This is a genomic window from Burkholderia cepacia (assembly GCF_001718835.1).
Classification (GTDB): Bacteria; Pseudomonadota; Gammaproteobacteria; order Burkholderiales; family Burkholderiaceae; genus Burkholderia; species Burkholderia cepacia_F.
The window spans coordinates 862418-877493 of record NZ_CP013444.1 but is presented as its reverse complement, the minus strand read 5'-3'; the positions used below and the strand labels follow the sequence as shown (position 1 = coordinate 877493).

The window sequence follows — 15076 nt, the reverse complement described above, 5'->3', positions numbered from 1 at the left end:
GAATGCCGGTGCGTCCGCCGTTACTGAAACGCCACTTCCGCAAAGCTGCGCAGCTTGCGGCTATGCAGCTTGTCGAGCCCGTTCGTGCGCAGGATTTCCATCGCCCTCACGCCGATCTGCAGATGCTGGTCGACCTGCCCGCGATAGAACGTGTCGGCCATGCCCGGCAACTTGAGCTCGCCGTGCAGCGGCTTGTCCGACACGCACAGCAGCGTGCCGTACGGCACGCGGAAGCGGAAGCCGTTCGCGGCGATCGTCGCGCTTTCCATGTCGAGCGCGATCGCGCGGCTCTGCGACAGGCGCTGCACGGGTTCGCGATGATCGCGCAGCTCCCAGTTGCGGTTGTCGACGCTCGCGACGGTGCCCGTGCGCATCACGCGCTTCAGTTCGACGCCGTCGAGCTGCGTGACGTCGGCCACCCCGCGCTCGAGCGCGAGCTGCACTTCGGCGAGCGCCGGAATCGGCACCCACAGCGGCAGGTCGGCATCGAGCACGTGATCCTCGCGCACGTAACCGTGTGCGAGCACGTAGTCGCCGAGGCGCTGCGTGTTGCGCAGCCCCGCGCAATGACCGAGCATCACCCACGCGTGCGGACGCAGCACCGCGATGTGATCGGTGATCGTCTTCGCGTTCGACGGACCGACGCCGATGTTGACCATCGTGATCCCGCTGCCGTCCGCGCGCTTCAGGTGATACGCGGGCATCTGCGGCAGCCGCGGCGGCGCGGCGCCCTCGGCCGGCTCGCTGCCGAGGTTCGCGTTGTAGGTCACGACATCGCCCGGCTCGACGAACGAGCTGTACTGGCTGCGATACGCGCGCACCTCGGGATCGTCGCTCTCCGTCATCACCGTGCGGCCCAGCTTCACGAACTCGTCGATGTAGAACTGGTAGTTCGTGTAGAGCACGTAGTTCTGGAAATGCGTGGGCGACGTCGCCGTATAGTGGCGCAACCGGTGCAGCGAGAAGTCGACGCGCGCGGCCGTGAACAGCGCGAGGGGATGCGGCTCGCCCGGCGCCGGCTCGAACGTGCCGTTGACGATGCGATCGTCGAGATACGACAGGTCGGGCGTATCGAAGATGTCGCGCATCGCGAGCAGGCGGTCGCGGTCGAGCTCGCCCTCGAGATGGATGCCTTCGGGAAACGCGAAATGGATCGGAATCGGCTGCGACGACACGCCGATCTCGATCTTCACATGGTGGTTCTTCGCCAGCAGGCGCAGTTGCTCGCGATAGTAGTTCGCGAAGAGGTCGGGGCGCGTGACCGTCGTCTCGAACACGCCGGGGCCCGCGACGAAACCGTACGAGCGGCGCGAATCGACGTGCGTGTTGACATCGGTGCGGATCCGCACGAACGGGTAGCACGCGCGCACGTGCTCGGTGATCGGTTCGTGGCGGCGATAGCGCGCGAACGCGTCACGCAGGAAGCCCGTGTTCGTGTCGTAAATGGCGGACAGCCGCGCGACGGCGGCGACCGGATCGTCGAAAGCCTCGACCGACGGGCTCTCGGGCGTCAGCACACGGTGCCGGCGGCTCAAATCGTTCTTCATTTTCATCACCTCGTCTGATCCGACGACATTACCACGGAACCTTGTCGCGCAGACGGTCGCGCCCCGCCAAGCCGACAGCCGGACAGCCGGACAGCGCGCAGTATTTGCTAAAATTGAGCAGTTAATTGGGAGAGTCACAATGAAGCCGCTCATTCTCGTCGTCGCTGCCGCCGCGTTTGCCGCCGCCAGCGCCGCTTACGCCGCCGGCGGCACGCCTGACGCCGACGCGCAGGCACGGGCCGAGGCCAACGAGGCCGCCGGCCTGCCCGATCTCCGCAAGATCAACCGGCCGGGCGCCGAAGTCACGTCGAAAGTCGACTTCGCCGACATCCGCCGCACGCCGAGCTTCCACGAAAAGAGCAAGAACGGCACCGAAGTCACCGAGTACCGCGATCGCGGCAAGCCGGTCGAGATCGACGTGAAGTCGAACTTCGGCACGCGCTACCAGATGAGCTCGACGCCCGACACGTCGCCGAAGCCGCACGACGCGGGCATCCCGATCACGCGCCTGCCGTCGCTGAACCTGCGCTACTGACGCTCCGCCCGCGCCGCGCCGGCCCCGGCGGCGGCGCACGGGCTCTCCCCGCTTCCCTTTCGCGCCGCACGCGGCACGCGTGCCCGCCCAACCTGACTCGACGTATCTCGCATGGCCGTTTTCACTGCTGTTTCCGACTCCGATCTCGCGCAATGGATGCGCCACTACGAACTGGGCGACGTGCTTGCGTTCCGCGGCATTCCGTCCGGTATCGAAAACAGCAATTTCTTCCTGACGACGACGCGCGGCGAGTACGTCCTCACGATCTTCGAAAAGCTGACGGCGCAGCAACTGCCGTTCTACCTCGACCTGATGCGCCATCTGGCCGGCCACGGCGTGCCGGTGCCGGATCCGATCCCGCGTGACGACGGCGCGCTGTTCGGCGAACTGCACGGCAAGCCGGCCGCGATCGTCACGAAGCTCGACGGCTCGGCCGAACTCGCGCCGGGGGTCGAACACTGTATCGAGGTCGGGCAGATGCTCGCGCGCATGCACCTTGCCGGCCGCGACTATCCGCGCAACCAGCCGAACCTGCGCAGCCTGCCGTGGTGGCAGGAGAACGTGCCCGCCATCCTGCCGTTCATCACCGACGCGCAGCGCGCGCTGCTGGAAAGCGAACTCGCGCACCAGGCCGGCTTCTTCGCGTCGGACGATTACGCGGCGCTGCCGGCCGGGCCGTGCCATTGCGACCTGTTCCGCGACAACGTGCTGTTCGCGCACGCGGCGCCCGGTACCGGCCATGACGTGCGGCTCGGCGGCTTCTTCGACTTCTATTTCGCGGGCTGCGACAAGTGGCTGTTCGACGTCGCGGTCACGGTCAACGACTGGTGCGTCGACCTCGCGACCGGCGTGCTCGACGTCGCGCGCGCCGATGCGCTGCTGCGCGCGTACCAGACCGTGCGGCCGTTCACGGCCGGGGAGCGCCGTCACTGGAGCGACATGCTGCGCGCGGGTGCGTACCGCTTCTGGGTGTCGCGCCTGTACGACTTCTACCTGCCGCGTGCGGCCGAAATGCTCAAGCCGCACGACCCCGGCCATTTCGAACGCATCCTGCGCGAGCGTATCGCGCATACGCCCGCGCTTCCCGAGATCCAAACCGCATGCAACTGATCGAAGTGCCCGCGAAAACGGGCTATGTCTGGTTCCGTCAAGGCATCTGGCTGTTCCGCCGGAATCCGCTCGCGTTCATCACGCTGTTCTTCACGTACCTGCTGGCGATCACGCTGGTGTCGATGGTGCCCGTGATCGGCTCCGCGCTGCCGCTGGTGTTCATTCCCGGCATCGCGGTCGGCTTCATGGCCGCCTGCCGCGACACGGTGGCCGGCAAGCCCGTGATGCCGACGATCCTCGTCGACGGCTTCCGCTCGTACGGTACCGTCGCGACCCAGCGGCTGCTCGTGCTCGGCGTGATCTACGTCGCGTCGATGGTGCTCGTGGTCGCGGCGGCGGCGATGGTGGACAGCGGCGCGATGTTGAACGCGATGGTCGGCGCAACGAGTGACGCAAGCACGAACACGAGCCCGGACGCGCTCGTGGTGCCGCCGGGCTCGCTCCTCTCGCTGCTGGTCGCGACGCTGCTCTACCTGCCGGTCGCGATGCTGTTCTGGTTCGCGCCGGTGCTGGTCGCGTGGCACGACGTGCCGCCCGCCAAGGCGCTGTTCTTCAGCGTCGTCAGCTGCTGGCGCAATCGCGGCGCATTCGTCGTGTACGGCGTGCTGTGGTTCGGCGTCGCGCTCGGCACGTCGCTCGTCCTGTCGCTGGTCTTGCAGGCGGTCGGCGCGGGCATCGATACGCTCAAGCTCATGATGCCGGTGTTGATGGCCATCATCGGCGCGATGGTCTATTGCTCGTTCTACGCGACCTATCGCGGCTGCTTCGGCGTGCAGGAGCCGAATGCGCCGGCCACGCCGTCGTCGGGCCGCTGATCCTTCCCCACGGCCGGCGCATCCGTCGCCGGCTTCGCTCCCCTGTTCAAGCGAATCATTTGCGCGCAAAATCATTTGCATGCAAATCTTTTGCGCCGACACCGCACGCCGCATCATGGACCGCCTACCCACCCTGCCCCAGACGCTCGACGAGCAACTCTGCTTCGCCCTCTACTCGACTTCGCACGCGATGACGAAGGCGTACAAGCCGCTGCTCGACAAGCTCTCGCTGACCTATCCCCAATATCTCGCGATGCTCGTGCTGTGGGAGCGCGATGACATCGCCGTCAAGGACATCGCCGCGCGGCTCGACCTCGACCCGGCCACGGTCACGCCGCTGCTGAAACGGCTGGAGGCGCTCGGCTACGTCGAGCGCGTCCGCAGCGCGGCCGATGAACGCGTCGTGAACGTGCGCCTGACAACGGACGGCCGCGCGCTCAGGGAAAAGGCGCGCTCGGTACCCGCCGATCTGTTCTGCGCGATGCAGCAGTCCCCCGAGTTCCTGGTCAGGCTGCGCACCGATCTCCACCAGTTGCGCGACGCGCTGTCGGCCGCCAACGAACGCTGACCATCCGAGCCCGGCCTCGCCGGGCAATTTTTTTGAAATTTAGTTTGCACACTAATGATTTGTGTTCTATATTTTGTCCGTGGCCGGTAGTAAGCATCTGACCGGACCGCTTCCCTCTATCCCGACAGGAGCTGCACGATGAACATTCTGTACAAGACCAGCGCCACGAGCACGGGCGGCCGCGACGGCCGCGCGGTATCCGCCGACAACAAGCTGGAAGTGAAGCTGGCCGCGCCGCGCGAACTCGGCGGCACGGGCGCGGAAGGCACGAATCCGGAGCAGCTGTTTGCCGCAGGTTACTCGGCCTGTTTCCTGAGCGCGATGAAATTCGTCGCCGGCCAGGACAAGAAGGCGCTGCCGGCGGACACGCAGGTCACGGCGGAAGTGGGCATCGGCCCGAACGATGCAGGCGGCTTCGGGCTCGACGTCGAGCTGCGCGTGTCGCTGCCGGGGCTCGACAGGGCCGACGCGCAAGCGCTGGTCGAAAAGGCGCACCACGTGTGCCCGTATTCGAACGCGACGCGCAACAACGTGCCGGTGCGCCTGACGGTCGTCTGATCGCCCGCTGCGCCAAATGCAAAAAGGGCGCGTGCGGCATGTGGCCGCACGCGCCCTTTTTTGCGCGATGCCGGATCGGATGGCGGGCTGTGCTCCCGCCTGACGACGATTAACGCGCGGTCATCCAGGACGGACGGCCCGATACGCCTTCGCGATCGATCTTGCGCATGCGGAATTCGAGGTCATACAGGTCGGAAGCGCCGGCGAGGTAAGCATCGGCGCGCTCTTTGGCGGCCTGCTCGGCATTCTTGGTCAGCATCAGGAAGAGGTGGCTCAGCAGGTACATGATCGATCTCGCAATCCAAGGGTTCTTTGACTAGGGTTTTCCCGAATTATAGGGAAAACCCTAGTCCTTGGCCAGCGTCGATCAGACGATGCGTCGTTCGGTCGCCACAGTGCGCCGCTGTGCCTCGAAAAAGGCCCAGATCATCGCGCTCGCGTCAGGGCCGACCGCGGCATGAAACGGCACGGCCTCATCGCCGCCGGCCCACGCATGCTCGAGCCCCTTGACGTGACACAGCCGGACGACGGAGGCGCCGCCGCGGCGATAGTCGCGGACCTGCGCGCCGCGCTCGGGCATGTCGACCCGCTCGCCGCCGCGCAATGCACCGCGGCTGTCGGCGAGCCCGTTCAGCCGCAGGAACTGGATCGCAAGCTGATCGGCGTTCTTCGGGGCAACCACATGATCGCCGTCGCCCTGGACGATCAGCGCGGGCATGCCGGGATGCGCGTCGTTCGCGCTGATCAGTGCGTCGACGGCCGCGGCCGGGTTCTGCCGCACGCCGCGCCGCATCACGTCCATCGCGGTAATGCCGGAATTCGCCTCGCCGAGCGCGGGGCCCGAGTGCAGCGCCACTGCCGCGAAGCGGTCCGGGAAATGCAGCGCAAGAAGCGACGCGAGACCCGCACCGGCCGACAATCCCGCGACGTAGACACGCGACGCGTCGAAACCGTGTTCGTCGACGAGCGCGTCGACCAGCGACGCCACCGCGTTCGCCTCGCCGCGGCCCGCGCGGTCGGTATCTTCATACCAGTGCCAGCAGCCGTGCGCGTGCGCGCGCAGCGACTGCTCCGGATACAGCACCGCGAAACCATGCTTGTCGGCCAGCAGGTTCATCCGCGTGCCTTGCACGAATTCGTCGACGGACTGCTGGCAGCCGTGCAGCATCACGACGAGCGGCATCGCGCCGCGCCGGCGGCCGGGCGGCACGTAAAGGCCGTAAGCGAGGTGCTGGACGAGGCGCCCGAGCGCGGGTGCCATCGGATGTTCGCCACGCGTCCACTCGCCTGCCGCCCACGCGGCCGCACGTGGCCGGACCCGCGACTCGCGCACGGGCGGTAGATCAGCGGCGGCAGGCGGCGCGGCGGCTTCGATCACGTCGAGCGCCATGCGCTGCGCATCGCGCGCCGCGCGTTTGGCGGCCGGAGACAGCATGCGTTTCATGCCGCCCAGCCACACCTTGGTCAGACTTTTGGTCATCGATCGGGCTCGCAGTCAGGAATTGGGGACGCTACAAAGAGCGCATCGTTCCGGGTTTGTGCAATGCACAATAACACTGTTTGTGGGATTTATCCTGCGCAGGGAGAGTTCCCGCCCGCGCAAAAATCGGGCGCCATGCATACGCGGCGCTATACTGGGGCTTCGCCGCTTGTATCCGTTGTAGTCGTTCTTTCCGGCTCGCGCGTTAATTAAGCATTCGTCCCGCCCCTGCTTGCTCTCCTGCCCCGATGTTCGACCTGTCGTCTCACCTGTGGATCATGATCACCGCGTTCGGCGGCGCCGGCCTGACCTTGCCGCTCGCGATCACGATCGCCGTCTGGCTCGCGCTCGGCTACTCGTGGCAGCGCGCGGCCGCGTGGCTCGGCGTGCTCGCGGCCGCGATCGGCGTGGTCGCGCTGACGAAGATCGCGTTCCTCGGCTGGGGCATCGGCATCCGCAAGTGGGATTTCACCGGCTTCAGCGGCCATGCGATGCTGTCGACGTCGGTTTATCCGGTCGCGATTTTCCTGGCGCTGATCCGCACGCGCGCGCCGGTGCGGATCGCCGGCATCGCGCTCGGGCTCGCGGCCGGCGTCGCGGTCGGCGTGTCGCGCGTCGCGCTCGACGCGCATTCGCCGTCCGAATCGATCACCGGCTGTATCGTCGGCGCGATCGCCGCGCTCGCGTTCATCGCGGGTTCATGGCGCGCGGTGCCGCACCGCTGGTCGGTGCCCGCGGTCGTCGCGAGCCTCGCGCTCGTCACCGTGGCGCTGCACGGCATCACGGTGCCGTCGCATCGCTGGGTCACCAAGGTGGCGCTGCAGCTGTCGGGCCACGAGCGCCCGTTCGTCCGCGCGCGCTGGAAAGCCAACCCGAACTACCGCCCCGCATCGCAGCCGTCGTCGCTGCAGCGCACCGACTCACTGCCCGGCGCGCTGCACGCGTAGCCCGCGACACGTCGCCGCAGCCGGCGGCGGCGTGTGCGCCGCCGGGCCCGCCCACTTCCCGCTCCGCAACATGACCATGCCGTTCGCCGCATGTGCGGTATGTCGAGCGTTATAACCCGCCCTATATTACGATTACGGTTTCCGCCCATTCAAACGAACTCGCCATGCGCTCAACCGTCCGTCCGCTTCGCCGCACCCTGCTTCGCCTGCTGCCGATCGCCACGCTGGCCGCCGGGGTCGCGTTCAGCGCGCCCGCTTCCGCCGCCGATGAACTCGTCGTGTCGGCCGCCGCCAGCCTGACGAACGCGTTCAAGGCCGTCGGCGATGCGTACGAGAAGCAGCATCCGGATACCAGGGTGCTGTTCAACTTCGGCGCGTCGGACGTGCTGATGCAGCAGATCGCCAAGGGCGCGCCGGCCGACGTGTTCGCGTCGGCCGACCAGAAGGCGATGGATCGTGCAGCCGACGAAAAGGTGATCGTGCCCGGCACGCGTCGCGATTTCGCAGCGAACTCGCTCGTGCTGATCGTGCCGACGGACAGCCACGCGGCCGCGCCGACGTCGTTGAACGACCTGACCGCGCCCGGCGTGAAACGCATCGCGTACGGCGACCCGGCGTCGGTGCCGGTCGGCCGCTACACCGAAGGCGCGTTGCGCGCGGCCGGTGTGTGGGACGCCGTCAGCGCGAAGGGGGTGCTGGCCGCCAACGTGCGCCAGAGCCTCGATTACGTCGCACGCGGCGAAGTCGACGCGGGCTTCGTGTTCGGCACCGACGCGGCGATCATGCCGGGCCGCGTGAAGGTCGCGCTGACGGTGCCGACCAAGACCGCCATCACCTACCCGATCGCCGTGGTCAAGGACAGCCGCCACGCCACGCAGGCGCAGTCGTTCATCGACTTCGTCGCGTCGCCGCAAGGCCAGGCCGTGCTGTCGACGTTCGGCTTCAAGCCGGCCACCGGCAAGTAACAGGCGAGTTGCGACATGCAAGACGCCTGGATCCCGCTGATGCTGTCGCTGAAGGTTGCCGGCTGGGCGACCGCGCTCGACATCGTGCTCGGCGTCGCGGCCGCGTTCATGCTCGCGCGCTGGCGCTCGCCGCTGCGCGACGTCGTCGATTCGGTGCTGACGCTCCCGCTCGTGCTGCCGCCGACGGTGCTCGGGTATTACCTGCTCGTGCTGCTCGGCCGGCGCGGCGTGTTCGGTGCGTGGCTCGACAGCCTCGGCATCGAGCTCGTCTTCACGTGGCAAGGCGCGGTGATCGCGTCGATGGTCGTCGCGTTTCCGCTGATCCTGAAATCGGCGCGAGCGGCGTTCGAAGGCGTCGATCCGCAGCTCGAACGCGCCGCGCGCACGCTCGGGCTCGGCGAAGCGGCGGTGTTCTTCCGCGTGACGCTGCCGCTCGCCACGCGCGGCATTCTCGCGGGCGCGCTGCTCGCGTTCGCACGCGCGCTCGGCGAGTTCGGCGCGACGCTGATGATCGCGGGCAACCTGCCCGGCCGCACGCAGACGCTGTCGGTCGCGATCTATGCGGCCGTGCAGGCCGGCGACGACAACACGGCCAACTTCCTCGTGCTGGTGACGTCGATCACCTGCGTGCTCGTACTGCTCGCGACCGGCTGGCTCGTGCCGTCGCGTGCCCGGCGGAGCCAGCTGACATGACGCGCCTGCCTCGCCCATCGTCTTGCGGGGCCGGCCGGCTTCGGCGGAGGCCCGCATGAGCCTCGTCGTCGACATCCGCAAGACCTACGCGAACGCCGAGCGGCGCTTCACGCTCGACATGTCGTTCACCGCGGCGACGCAGCGCGTCGTGCTGTTCGGGCCGTCCGGCGCGGGCAAGAGCATGACGCTGCAGGCGATCGCCGGCCTGTTGACGCCCGACGAAGGCACGATCGTGCTGAACGGCGAACCGCTGTTCGACGCCGCGCGCCGCATCGACGTGCCGACCCGCGAACGCCGCGTCGCGTACCTGTTCCAGGACTACGCGCTGTTTCCGCATCTGAACGTGCGCCAGAACATCGCGTTCGGGCTCACGCCCGGGCTGCGCAACCCGCGCGCGAAAACAGTGTCGCCGGAAGTCGCATACTGGCTGCAAGCGTTCGATCTCGAGGCGCTCGCGGGGCAGTATCCGTCGCAACTGTCGGGCGGGCAGAAACAGCGCGTCGCACTCGCGCGCGCGCTGGTGGCGCAGCCGCGGATCCTGCTGCTCGACGAACCGTTCGCCGCACTGGACGGCGCAATGCGCCAGCGCATGCGTTACGAGCTCGCCGAGCTGCAGGCGCGGCTCGACATCCCGATGGTGCTGATCTCGCACGATCCCGACGACGTCGCCGCGTTCGGCGACCAGGTCGTGCAGTTGAGCGAAGGACGCGTGCAGGCGGCGACGCCGCACGCCGGGTGGCCGACGCGCGTCGTGTAACGACACGCGTGTAACAGTCGCGTGTAACAGTCGCGTGTAACGGACGTGTGTAACGGACGCGTGTAACGGGCGCGTGTAACGGGCGCGGGCCTCAGCCCGTCACCGCAAGAATCACGCTCGACGCCTTGAACAGCGCGATCGCGCGCCGGCCGGCGCCGAGCTGCAGCGCATCGACGCTGTCGTTGGTCACGACGGCCGTCAGCGTCCCGCCGCCGTCGAGCGCCAGGGTCACCTCGCTGTTCACTGCGCCGCCCTTCACGGTCTCGACGGCGCCACGCAGCTGGTTGCGCGCCGACACCCTGACCGGCGCGCCGTCGTCGACCGCGAGCACGACCCAGGACGCCTTCACGAGCGCACAGGCGTCGGCGCCGACCTGCAGTCCGAGCGCCTCGGTGCTTTCATGCGTGACGACCGCGACGATCGTCTGGCCGCCGGGCAGCGTGAGCGTGACCTCGTCGTTGACGGTGCCGCGCACGATCGCCGCGACCTTGCCGAACAACTGGTTGCGCGCGCTGGTCTTCATCCCGATCCGGCCGATCAGCGCCCAGTCGACGTCGAACCCGGCCACGGCCGCGCTCGCGGCCTCGATGAACCGCCGATGCTCGCGCTCGATCGTGCGGAACGCGGCGATCAGCGACGTCGCGCGCGGCGTCAGCGTCGTGCCGCCGCCGCCCTTGCCGCCCGTCGAACGCGCGACGAGCGGTTCGCCCGCGAGATTGTTCATCGTGTCGACGGCATCCCACGCGGCCTTGTAGCTGAGGCCGACGGCCTTCGCCGCGCGCGTGATCGACCCGGTGTCGCCGATCGCCGCGAGCAGCGCGATGCGCGTGGCGCCGCCGAGCGTCTGCTCGCCGGCGCGCAGCCACAGCTCGCCGCCCAGTTCGAGCGGCTCGGTACGGGAAGGCGGTGGCGGATCGGCACTCATCGGTCGGCGTGGCAAGGACGGGCCGCCATTATAGTCAGCGCCCGCGCCCGGCCACCGCCTTGCCGCCGAGCTTCGGCGGCCGCAGGCCGGCAAGCAGCGCCTCGGCGTCGCGTGCGGCGCGCTGCTCGAGCGCCGCACCGTAGCCGCGCACGAAACCGAGCTGATACGGCGGCGCCGCCAGTTTCTCGAGATGATGCAGCGCGACCATCGTGTCGTTGGCTTCGCCGAGCACGCTCTGCACGCGCGTGAGCGTCTTGACCGTCTCGGTGCGCGTGCGGCGCGACGCCAGCGACGCGAAGAACTCGAGCGCATAGCGCAGCCGCTTCGCATCGATCCGCACCTGGTGGCGCGCAGCCGTGTCGAGCGACGTGAGCGATGGCGACGCGTACAGATGGCCGAACAGCCGCCGCACGCGCCTGGTCACGTGCCGCTTCAATGACGGCGCATCGTCGCCGTCGGCGGGCGGCAGCACGAACGCGCTCAGCCATTCGAGCCAGCCGAGCGTCAGCCGCGCGTAGCGGGCCGAATGCAGCGCCTGCCGCAGCTCGCCCCGCGCCGCGACACACTGCGCGCGCGCGGCGTCGAGCGTGCCGTTCCATTCGCCGTCGCCGCCGTCGGCTGCGATCAGCGCGGGCAGGCTTTCGGTCGCGAACACGTCCCAGTCGCGCACCGTGCCGAGCAGCGCGGCAAGCCAGCGCAGGTCCGCCCCGAACGCATCTTTCCAGCCTTCGTTCGCATAGCGCGGGAAGAAGCGCATCAGCGTACGCAGGCGGCGCAGCGCGACCCGCATCTGGTGCACGAATTCGGGATCGTCGTACTCGAGCACGCCGCCCTCGTTGCCGAGCCATTGCGCGGTGATGTCGCCGGACAGCGCGAACAGCGCGGCGCGCTGCGTGCGGACACCGCTCAAGTCGACGAGCCGCGCCTTCACCGGCGCGGCCTCGGCCAGCGCACCCGCGCACGCGCGATCGATCACGCTCGTCAGCTGGACGAACGCGGGCCACGCGCCGCTCAGTTCGCGCGCCGCGGCAAACAGCGCGTGCAGCGCGGCCGTGCGCGCGTCCAGGGTTTCCCAGTCGGGCGCGGCAAGACGCAGTTCGCAGTACCGTCGGGGCGATGCGTCGACACCATGGATCTCGACGTCGTCGAGCGTCATCTCGACCACGACGCCGCTGTCGTCGGCCCACCGCCCGCGCCGCCGCTCGCTGACGAGCCGCACGCGCGCGGCCGCGGCATCGGCCTGCGCAGGGGTTTCGCTCGCGACGGCAATGGCCACGTCCGCCGCCTCGGCCTCGTCGGCATCGGGCGACGGGTTCGAATCGGACGGACCGTCCGGCGCAGGCGCCGCCGGCTGCGGCGCCGCAACGACGATGCCCGCGTGTTCCGTGTCGAACACGTCGCGCAGCGTCACGCCGGGCGCGAGCGTCCGCGTGCGCGCCGCGATGACGCGCCGCTCCCGCGCGGTCGATTCGACCCAGGTCCACCAGCTTGCGCCGGGGCTCGGCTCGGCCTCCTCGATCTGGCACGGCTCGATCGTCACTCGCTCATGGCCGCGGCGCATCCGGACCTGCGGGCAGATCCGCCATGCGCGCACGAGTTCGGCGCCGAAATCGCGCTGCGCGCTCCGGGCCCGGCTCGTCGATGCGGCCGGCCACCCTTCCAGCGACAGCGACAACACGATTTCCAGCACACGCGACATGGAGGCTCCTGCACATGAAGAATCGCCGGCGTCTCCCCTGAGCCGGCGTCGATCGTGATGCAGTCTCCATAGTACACGTCACCAAACCGCACGCGAGCCGGACCCGGCCGGCCGCTTGCCGTGCGTCAGACGACGTATTGCGCGAGGCCGTTGCCGAACGACCAGTCCTCCTTCAGCACCTCGACAAGACTGATGAATACGTCCTGCTGCCGCACGCCGGGCTGCTGCGCGAGGTTGTCCGCGATCGCCCGGTACAGCGCGCGCTTCTGCTCGAGCGTGCGCGTGTTGTTCGCGGTGATCTGGATCATCACGAGATCGTCGCTGCGTTCGATGTCGAGGTAGTGGCGGCCGTACACGAAGTTCTCGGCCGCATGCTCGGTGACGACCATGAAGATGTCGTCCTCGGGCACGTTGAACGTGTGCATCAGCGCGCGATGCACGCCGTCGACGAGCGCCGCGCGGTACGCGGCCGGTTTGCCTTCGCGGACTGCGATACGGGTGAATGGCATGGTCCTGCTCCTGTCGGTGACGTTGAGGGATGGAAACGCCACGTCAGGTTAAAGACGCCGAACTATAATGAACAGTCATTGATAAATATTTCATCAATTTACATTGAAAATGAAAGTCCTCGACCTCGATGCCGTACGCGCGTTCGTGCTGGTCACCGATCTCGCCAGCTTCACGCGCGCCGCCGATGCGCTCGGCACCACACAGTCGGCCGTAAGCCTGAAGCTGAAACGGCTGGAAGCGCACCTCGGCAAGCCGCTGCTCGCGCGCACGCCGCGCGTGGTCAAGCTGGCTGCCGACGGCGAGAATTTCCTGCCGGCCGCCCGCGCGCTGCTCGACGCGCACGACCACGCGCTCGGCGCGATCTCGGCCGGCACGCACCGGCTCGCGCTCGGCGTCAGCGAGCATGTCGCCGTGCCCGACCTGCCGGCCGTGCTCACGAGCCTGCATCGGCAGGACCCGGGGCTGTCGCTCGAGATGCATCTCGGCATGTCCGCCAGCCTGCTCGCGCTGTACGACGAGCGCCGCCTCGACGCCGCGATCGTGCGGCACGAGCCGGGCGAAGACCCGCCGCGCGAAGACGGCACGCTGCTGTTTTCCGAGCCGCTGGCCTGGCTCGCCGCGCCTGACTGGGCACCGCGTGCGGGCGAACCGCTGCCGCTCGCGGTGCTGGCCGGCCCGTGCGGCGTGCGTGCGGCCGCGCTGCGCGCCCTCGATCACGCGGGGCGGCCGTGGCGAGAACGCTTTACGGGAGGCGGCGTCGCGGCGGTCACGGCCGCCGCTGCCGCGGGGCTGGCGGTCTGCCCGCTCGCGCGGCGTGTCGCGCCGCGCACGTTGGCCGACGTCGGTGCGAAATTCGGGCTGCCGCCGCTGCCGCTGTCGCAGGTCGTGCTGTATTCGCGCGTGCGCGACCCACGCGCCGCCGCCGCGCTGCGCAGGTTTGCCGACAGCCTTGCAATCTCGGCGTAAACTAGCGGGTTCCGCCGCCCGCAATCTCCAGAAGAATTCCAATGAAGCCCGAAGCCCGCAAGCACCTCCGTGCCAACCTGCTGATGCTCGCCGCCGCCGCGATCTGGGGTTCGGCTTTCGTCGCGCAACGCCTGAGCCTCGACGTGATCGGGCCGTTCCTGTTCACGGGGCTGCGCTTCCTGCTCGGCGCGCTGGTGCTGGTGCCGCTGCTGACGCTGAACTCGGCGTCGCGCGCGCAGCTCGCGGCGATCCGCCGTGCGCCGGCGCTGCTGCTGCCCGGCCTCGCGCTCGGCGGGCTGCTGGCGGTATCGATATCGCTGCAGCAGATCGGCCTGCAGTACACGCGCATCGCCAATGCGGGGTTCATCAGCTCGCTGTACGTCGTGATCGTGCCGCTGATGGGTGTGTTCGCCCGTCACCGGATCGGCGCGGGCACGTGGTTCGGCGCGCTGCTCGCGGCGATCGGCCTGTATTTCCTCAGTATCGACGAGCACTTCTCGGTGCTGTACGGCGACTGGTTCCAGCTCGCCGGCGCCGTGATCATCGCCGCGCACGTGATGGCCGTCGGCCATTTCGCCCAGCGCCACGATCCGCTCGTGCTCGCGTTCCTGCAATTCCTCGTGTGCGGCGTGGCATGTCTCGCGGTCGGTCTCGCCGTCGAGCCGGTCAGCGGCGCCATGCTGCGCGGCGCACTGCCGACGCTGCTGTACGGCGGGCTGTTGTCGGTGGGCGTCGGCTACACGCTGCAGGTCGTCGCGCAACGCGACGCCGCGCCCGCGCACGCAGCCGTGATCTTCAGCATGGAAGGCGTGTTCGCGGCGATCGCCGGCTGGGCGGCACTCGGCGAAACGCTGACGCTGCGCGCGCTCGTCGGCTGCGCGCTGATGCTGGCCGGCCTGCTCGCGTGCCAGTTGCTGCCGAACGGCGACGCCCGGAAAAAGGACGAGGACGCGCTGCCGGCGTGACGCGCACCGTCCCTATAATGGCAGTTGCCGATTCAC

Annotated in this window: 17 protein-coding genes; 11 read left to right on the top strand and 6 right to left on the bottom strand. The window is 68.7% G+C overall.

Annotation, left to right across the window (positions count from 1 at the left end; all coding sequences use genetic code 11):
* Positions 1 to 20: 20 nt before the first annotated feature.
* Positions 21 to 1547, bottom strand: a complete 1527-nt coding sequence (locus WT26_RS24295; RefSeq protein ID WP_059521464.1) for an AMP nucleosidase — start codon at positions 1545 to 1547, stop codon at positions 21 to 23.
* A 139-nt stretch (positions 1548 to 1686) separates the two neighbouring features.
* Here WT26_RS24295 and WT26_RS24290 point away from each other — a divergent pair, with 139 nt between their 5' ends.
* From WT26_RS24290 to WT26_RS24270, 5 genes are all read left to right on the top strand, one after another.
* On the top strand, positions 1687 to 2082 hold the full coding sequence (locus WT26_RS24290) for a hypothetical protein (RefSeq protein WP_021160838.1): 396 nt from the start codon (positions 1687 to 1689) through the stop codon (positions 2080 to 2082).
* A 111-nt stretch (positions 2083 to 2193) separates the two neighbouring features.
* On the top strand, positions 2194 to 3192 hold the full coding sequence (locus tag WT26_RS24285) for a homoserine kinase (protein WP_069274155.1): 999 nt from the start codon (positions 2194 to 2196) through the stop codon (positions 3190 to 3192).
* The gene (locus WT26_RS24280) at positions 3183 to 4007 is read left to right on the top strand and encodes a BPSS1780 family membrane protein (RefSeq protein ID WP_069274154.1); all 825 of its coding nucleotides are present in this window, start codon (positions 3183 to 3185) and stop codon (positions 4005 to 4007) included. The genes WT26_RS24285 and WT26_RS24280 overlap by 10 nt, the downstream gene beginning before the upstream one ends.
* A 115-nt stretch (positions 4008 to 4122) precedes the next feature.
* Positions 4123 to 4575, top strand: coding sequence for a MarR family winged helix-turn-helix transcriptional regulator (locus WT26_RS24275; protein ID WP_069275130.1), 453 nt, complete (start codon positions 4123 to 4125; stop codon positions 4573 to 4575).
* A gap of 138 nt (positions 4576 to 4713) precedes the next feature.
* Positions 4714 to 5133: an organic hydroperoxide resistance protein gene (locus WT26_RS24270; RefSeq protein ID WP_069274153.1), complete on the top strand. Its 420-nt coding sequence runs from the start codon at positions 4714 to 4716 to the stop codon at positions 5131 to 5133.
* Between the two features lie 109 nt (positions 5134 to 5242).
* On the opposite strand, the gene WT26_RS24265 is transcribed toward WT26_RS24270, so the two are convergent.
* Together WT26_RS24265 and WT26_RS24260 are read right to left on the bottom strand one after the other, a co-directional pair.
* Positions 5243 to 5419: a DUF3563 family protein gene (locus WT26_RS24265; protein WP_069274152.1), complete on the bottom strand. Its 177-nt coding sequence runs from the start codon at positions 5417 to 5419 to the stop codon at positions 5243 to 5245.
* Positions 5420 to 5500: 81 nt separating this feature from the next.
* Positions 5501 to 6613, bottom strand: a complete 1113-nt coding sequence (locus WT26_RS24260; protein ID WP_069274151.1) for a PHB depolymerase family esterase — start codon at positions 6611 to 6613, stop codon at positions 5501 to 5503.
* A 248-nt stretch (positions 6614 to 6861) separates the two neighbouring features.
* Between WT26_RS24260 and WT26_RS24255 the strand changes: the two genes are divergently transcribed.
* From WT26_RS24255 to WT26_RS24240, 4 genes are all read left to right on the top strand, one after another.
* Positions 6862 to 7560, top strand: coding sequence for a phosphatase PAP2 family protein (locus tag WT26_RS24255; protein WP_069274150.1), 699 nt, complete (start codon positions 6862 to 6864; stop codon positions 7558 to 7560).
* Positions 7561 to 7724: 164 nt separating this feature from the next.
* Positions 7725 to 8525, top strand: coding sequence for a molybdate ABC transporter substrate-binding protein (gene modA / locus WT26_RS24250; protein ID WP_069274149.1), 801 nt, complete (start codon positions 7725 to 7727; stop codon positions 8523 to 8525).
* A gap of 15 nt (positions 8526 to 8540) precedes the next feature.
* Positions 8541 to 9218, top strand: coding sequence for a molybdate ABC transporter permease subunit (gene modB / locus WT26_RS24245; protein ID WP_059665621.1), 678 nt, complete (start codon positions 8541 to 8543; stop codon positions 9216 to 9218).
* Positions 9219 to 9273: 55 nt separating this feature from the next.
* Complete coding sequence (locus WT26_RS24240) at positions 9274 to 9975, top strand: sulfate/molybdate ABC transporter ATP-binding protein (RefSeq protein ID WP_069274148.1); 702 nt, start codon at positions 9274 to 9276, stop codon at positions 9973 to 9975.
* A gap of 91 nt (positions 9976 to 10066) precedes the next feature.
* Here the strand turns inward: WT26_RS24240 and WT26_RS24235 are convergent, their stop codons facing one another.
* The 3 genes from WT26_RS24235 to WT26_RS24225 form a co-directional block, all read right to left on the bottom strand.
* Positions 10067 to 10900, bottom strand: coding sequence for a TOBE domain-containing protein (locus WT26_RS24235; protein WP_069274147.1), 834 nt, complete (start codon positions 10898 to 10900; stop codon positions 10067 to 10069).
* A 34-nt stretch (positions 10901 to 10934) separates the two neighbouring features.
* A complete protein-coding gene (locus tag WT26_RS24230) occupies positions 10935 to 12599 on the bottom strand; it encodes a CHAD domain-containing protein (RefSeq protein ID WP_069274146.1) in 1665 nt (554 codons plus the stop codon).
* Positions 12600 to 12724: 125 nt separating this feature from the next.
* Complete coding sequence (locus tag WT26_RS24225; protein ID WP_069274145.1) at positions 12725 to 13108, bottom strand: tautomerase family protein; 384 nt, start codon at positions 13106 to 13108, stop codon at positions 12725 to 12727.
* 109 nt (positions 13109 to 13217) lie between these two features.
* On the opposite strand from WT26_RS24225, the gene WT26_RS24220 reads away from it, so the two are divergent.
* Positions 13218 to 14075: a LysR family transcriptional regulator gene (locus WT26_RS24220; protein ID WP_069274144.1), complete on the top strand. Its 858-nt coding sequence runs from the start codon at positions 13218 to 13220 to the stop codon at positions 14073 to 14075.
* 41 nt (positions 14076 to 14116) lie between these two features.
* Entirely contained in the window at positions 14117 to 15040 is a 924-nt protein-coding gene (locus WT26_RS24215; RefSeq protein ID WP_059521476.1) for a DMT family transporter, read from the top strand.
* Positions 15041 to 15076: the final 36 nt, after the last annotated feature.

Coding starts and splice junctions, on each gene's coding strand:
- WT26_RS24255 (WP_069274150.1), top strand. CDS start 6,862: ATGTTCGACCTGTCGTCTCACCTGTGGATCATGATCACCGCGTTCGGC.
- WT26_RS24270 (WP_069274153.1), top strand. CDS start 4,714: ATGAACATTCTGTACAAGACCAGCGCCACGAGCACGGGCGGCCGCGAC.
- WT26_RS24220 (WP_069274144.1), top strand. CDS start 13,218: ATGAAAGTCCTCGACCTCGATGCCGTACGCGCGTTCGTGCTGGTCACC.
- WT26_RS24230 (WP_069274146.1), bottom strand. CDS start 12,599: ATGTCGCGTGTGCTGGAAATCGTGTTGTCGCTGTCGCTGGAAGGGTGG.
- WT26_RS24275 (WP_069275130.1), top strand. CDS start 4,123: ATGGACCGCCTACCCACCCTGCCCCAGACGCTCGACGAGCAACTCTGC.
- WT26_RS24290 (WP_021160838.1), top strand. CDS start 1,687: ATGAAGCCGCTCATTCTCGTCGTCGCTGCCGCCGCGTTTGCCGCCGCC.
- WT26_RS24285 (WP_069274155.1), top strand. CDS start 2,194: ATGGCCGTTTTCACTGCTGTTTCCGACTCCGATCTCGCGCAATGGATG.
- WT26_RS24280 (WP_069274154.1), top strand. CDS start 3,183: ATGCAACTGATCGAAGTGCCCGCGAAAACGGGCTATGTCTGGTTCCGT.
- modA (WP_069274149.1), top strand. CDS start 7,725: ATGCGCTCAACCGTCCGTCCGCTTCGCCGCACCCTGCTTCGCCTGCTG.
- WT26_RS24240 (WP_069274148.1), top strand. CDS start 9,274: ATGAGCCTCGTCGTCGACATCCGCAAGACCTACGCGAACGCCGAGCGG.
- WT26_RS24295 (WP_059521464.1), bottom strand. CDS start 1,547: ATGAAGAACGATTTGAGCCGCCGGCACCGTGTGCTGACGCCCGAGAGC.
- WT26_RS24265 (WP_069274152.1), bottom strand. CDS start 5,419: ATGTACCTGCTGAGCCACCTCTTCCTGATGCTGACCAAGAATGCCGAG.
- WT26_RS24225 (WP_069274145.1), bottom strand. CDS start 13,108: ATGCCATTCACCCGTATCGCAGTCCGCGAAGGCAAACCGGCCGCGTAC.
- WT26_RS24235 (WP_069274147.1), bottom strand. CDS start 10,900: ATGAGTGCCGATCCGCCACCGCCTTCCCGTACCGAGCCGCTCGAACTG.
- modB (WP_059665621.1), top strand. CDS start 8,541: ATGCAAGACGCCTGGATCCCGCTGATGCTGTCGCTGAAGGTTGCCGGC.
- WT26_RS24260 (WP_069274151.1), bottom strand. CDS start 6,613: ATGACCAAAAGTCTGACCAAGGTGTGGCTGGGCGGCATGAAACGCATG.
- WT26_RS24215 (WP_059521476.1), top strand. CDS start 14,117: ATGAAGCCCGAAGCCCGCAAGCACCTCCGTGCCAACCTGCTGATGCTC.